Origin of the sequence: Helicobacter sp. MIT 05-5294, from assembly GCF_000765675.1 — a bacterium.
Lineage (GTDB): Bacteria > Campylobacterota > Campylobacteria > Campylobacterales > Helicobacteraceae > Helicobacter_D.
In genome coordinates, this window is sequence record NZ_JRPA02000040.1 from 1 (window position 1) to 3,546 (window position 3,546).

Consider the following 3,546-nt stretch of genomic DNA (forward strand, 5'->3'; position numbering starts at 1 on the left):
ATAAAAGAGTAGATAGCAATGGCAATCTCATAGGAGAGAAAACAAAACAATATGAATATTATAATCCAAACAACCTATCAAAAAGCAATCCTTATGCCTATATCTTAGAAAGAAATGGACCTGATAGTATAGGAGGAGAACTTAAGCTTAGAATCCCTAGTGGGAGGTATGGGGTAAAATTGTATAAAACTTATAAAGATGATAAGGATAAGAAAAGCAAAGTAGAAGACACACATCATTTTCAAAACAATACCCTCAATCTATATAATGACTTTGTTAATGCAGATAGGCATATTTTAATACATGATGGCAATACCCCTAAAAATAGTGATGGGTGTTTATTAATCAAATCGGAAGAAGAAAAAGATAATAAGGGCAACATTGTAGAAAATATGTTAAAAAAAGAAGCTTATAAAAAACTTACCTTTACTAACCATATACAAAATAATTTTAAAACTTCTTTATTTGGGAAGAATTACAAGATCAATATAGATAAAATAATGCAGTATATAGAAGTAAGAATCCAAAATAACTTTAAGATTCCACAACCACCAAAGATAGAATCCCAAAATGAGATTCCTCCTAATGTGATAAGAATAGAAACACAAGATGGGAGTGGGGAGTTTATAGAGATAGAGTTTAATGAAGAAAATCAAGAAGAATCGCAAGGGGATATAGAACAAGAAAGCAATCTTTGGCGCACTATAGGAAAAACTACATTGGAAATGGGATTAGGAATCATAAGTAGAGGAAAATATAAGCCCAAACCAAAGGTTAAAAAGAAATCTACTCCTATAAAGCCTAAGTCGTTGAGTAAAGGGGAAGTTATAAGTCTCCTAAGAAATAAATATAAACTCAAGACCTCTAAAGAATTGAAGAAAGAGGGATATAAAAATATAAAAAATAGTGATAATGTCTATTGGGCAAGAGACAACAAGCAGATAAGAATAATTGGCAAAGATGTCATTAAGGATTCCACATATATAGGCAAATCAACAAGCACGATAAATATAAATGGTAAAATAGAAAAAGTCAAAGTCAATACTTATTTGTCAAAGGATAAGGCTTTAAAAATTAATATCAGAGACAATTCCAAAAGTGGAGGTTCTGCTGTGGATTTAGTCTTTAAGAATGACAATAATATTACAATCCACAATTTGAAGGACAAGAGGCAATGAAATATAAAATCATTGAAAAAGATGTTGAGGATTTGTTTTTGCAAATACCCGATAATGTATGCGATAAAATAGGCTCAAATTATGAGATTGCTTTATTTGCAAACATTCCCCATATCAAAAAAACAGATATGCTAGAATACTTTGAGGTTATGGTGCTCTCTAGTCTTGATTTTAACGGAGAGATAGGCGAAACGATTTTAGCAACGAATATTCTTTTTATCAATAAGGGATTGAATGTATCCACACAAGCAAACTATGCCGATGATTATATTGCAGTAATTGGACAGCTTTTTTTGGGTGGATATATTGATTTTTATCGTTCTATGTGCGAATATGGCATAGAGGACAATACGCCTAATTTATCGCAATATAAGCCCAATAACCAATATGGGAATTGGATTTTTTTAAGAGATAATTATATTTATGGAGAATTGTATAGAAATGGAGATATTAATCCCGCACAAGGTGATTTTTGGAAGAATTCAAAAAATTGGAATATGTATAATATTGACTGCATTCGCACAGAAAAAGGAGACAAATACTATAACGAAATCCTAGCCCCAAGATTCTATAATAAATACAAAGATTTAGAAGTAGAGATTGATAAGAAAGGCAATATTATAAGATGGATTGGAGAGATTAATAGATGAATGGGATTCTACACATTCAAACCCATTCTCATTAAACTTAGGAGAGATGAAGTGAGTTTGCATAATGGCAACACAAGAAAAGAAGTATTAAAACTTCATAATGAGTTTGTAGGAGTTAATAGAGGGATTCTAATCCACAAAGGAGAATCCCCTAAAATTAGTGAGGGTTGTTTGCTAATAGGAGAGAAAGAAGTTGCACCCTATATGCTTGAAACAGAAATGGAAACAATGGTAAAACAGGTAGTTTTACGCTTAAACGAACAAACCAATCAATCCACACAAACAGATAAAAGACTAGAGAACTTTCTTAAAAACAATATAGAAGTAAGAATCCAAAATAATTTTAAGATTCCACAACCACCAAAGATAGAATCCCAAAACAAGAATTATTTTATAGACGATGAGGGATATTTGCATTGGAGTCCAAAAGGTGGAAATGAGGTAAAAAGGGCAAGGGAAATATGGCAAAAAGTAAAACATGCTGACCAAACAAGACAATTAGTAACAGCACTTGAAAAGGGCAGTTTAACCAAACAACAAACTAAGGCTATCGTGTTGCATAGAACGGATACTGACACCTCGCTTCAAGCTATTAATGGATTTTTAAGGGGAGTGGGCACTCACTTTCTTATTGACAAAGATGGCGCAATCTATCAATGTGCAAGTTTATGTAAATGGACTCAACATGTGGGTAAAATAGGCTCAAAATGCTACAATAATAATATCTGTGGTGAAGATTATAGAAAGAAAATTTTAAATTATTATCAAGGCAAAATACCAAAACAAATTCATAATAATGTAAGAAAAGAGGAGGAAAAAAATTTCATATATCCCAATCGCTATCCTATTAACAGCGAATCTATTGGTATAGAAGTGGTAGGGAAAGCAAATAACTTACAAAAAATGCCTATTGATAAGAAATACCCACAAATTACTTCTTATACCGCTAGTTGGGACATTCCTACACGAGCACAAAAAGATTCTATAAAAACCTGATAGAAATCCTCAAAAAAGAATATAATCTCACAAATAATGATATTTATGAGCACGATGATATTTCACCGCAAAAAACTAAAGGAGAAGCAAAAGATTTGTATGAGAAAAATTAAATTAATTTGGCTTTTGTGTTGCAATATTATCTTTGCCAATCCGATTCCACCTTATGCGCATTTGTGGGAGATTCAGCCCATAGAAGTGCTAGAAGTGGATACCGAAATAAATTGGAAAAATAGCGGTTTGAGCAATCAAGAAGCATTGGAACATTGCAAAAATACGCAATCTCTACCAAAAGATTCAAAACAAATGGAACAATATTTGAAAAAACATATTGTTGTGTGGAGTTTGCATTATTTTAGTGGTGCTGGTTGCACCTACAAAGGCAAGGTAAAATTTGCTGGTAAAATATGGAATTTCGTCAGTATTGGTGGCATCACTAGGATTACAACAGAATCTGAATGGATAGGACTTGTTTGCATTTCTAAAGACTGCTATCCACAAGCCTGGAGTGATGGTGAATGAAATATATGGCGTAGAAATAGACAATAATGGCAATATCATAGGAGAGAAAACGAAACAATATGAATATTATAATCCAAACAACTTACCCACAAATAATCCTTAGAAGAAAAAGATAATAAGGGCAACATTGTAGAAAATATGTTAAAAAAAGAAGCTTATAAAAAACTTACCTTTACTAACCATATACAAAATAATTTTAA

General features: G+C 32.0%; 4 protein-coding genes. All 4 read left to right on the forward strand.

Features of this window, described 5'->3' with window-relative positions:
- A partial coding sequence (locus LS69_RS10620; protein WP_194145493.1) for a DUF5675 family protein occupies window positions 1-1,178 on the forward strand: 1,178 nt, incomplete at its 5' end.
- Complete coding sequence (locus LS69_RS09785; protein WP_138124576.1) at window positions 1,175-1,828, forward strand: hypothetical protein; 654 nt, start codon at window positions 1,175-1,177, stop codon at window positions 1,826-1,828. The genes LS69_RS10620 and LS69_RS09785, both read left to right, overlap by 4 nt.
- Window positions 1,829-2,824, forward strand: coding sequence for an N-acetylmuramoyl-L-alanine amidase (locus tag LS69_RS09790; protein ID WP_238699300.1), 996 nt, complete (start codon window positions 1,829-1,831; stop codon window positions 2,822-2,824).
- A 99-nt stretch (window positions 2,825-2,923) separates the two neighbouring features.
- Window positions 2,924-3,346 carry a hypothetical protein gene (locus LS69_RS09795; protein ID WP_138124579.1) on the forward strand — a complete coding sequence of 141 codons (423 nt, stop codon included), beginning with the start codon at window positions 2,924-2,926 and terminating at the stop codon, window positions 3,344-3,346.
- The last annotated feature ends 200 nt before the right edge of the window (window positions 3,347-3,546 follow it).

Coding starts and splice junctions, on each gene's coding strand:
- LS69_RS09785 (WP_138124576.1), top strand. CDS start 1,175: ATGAAATATAAAATCATTGAAAAAGATGTTGAGGATTTGTTTTTGCAA.
- LS69_RS09790 (WP_238699300.1), top strand. CDS start 1,829: ATGGGATTCTACACATTCAAACCCATTCTCATTAAACTTAGGAGAGAT.
- LS69_RS09795 (WP_138124579.1), top strand. CDS start 2,924: ATGAGAAAAATTAAATTAATTTGGCTTTTGTGTTGCAATATTATCTTT.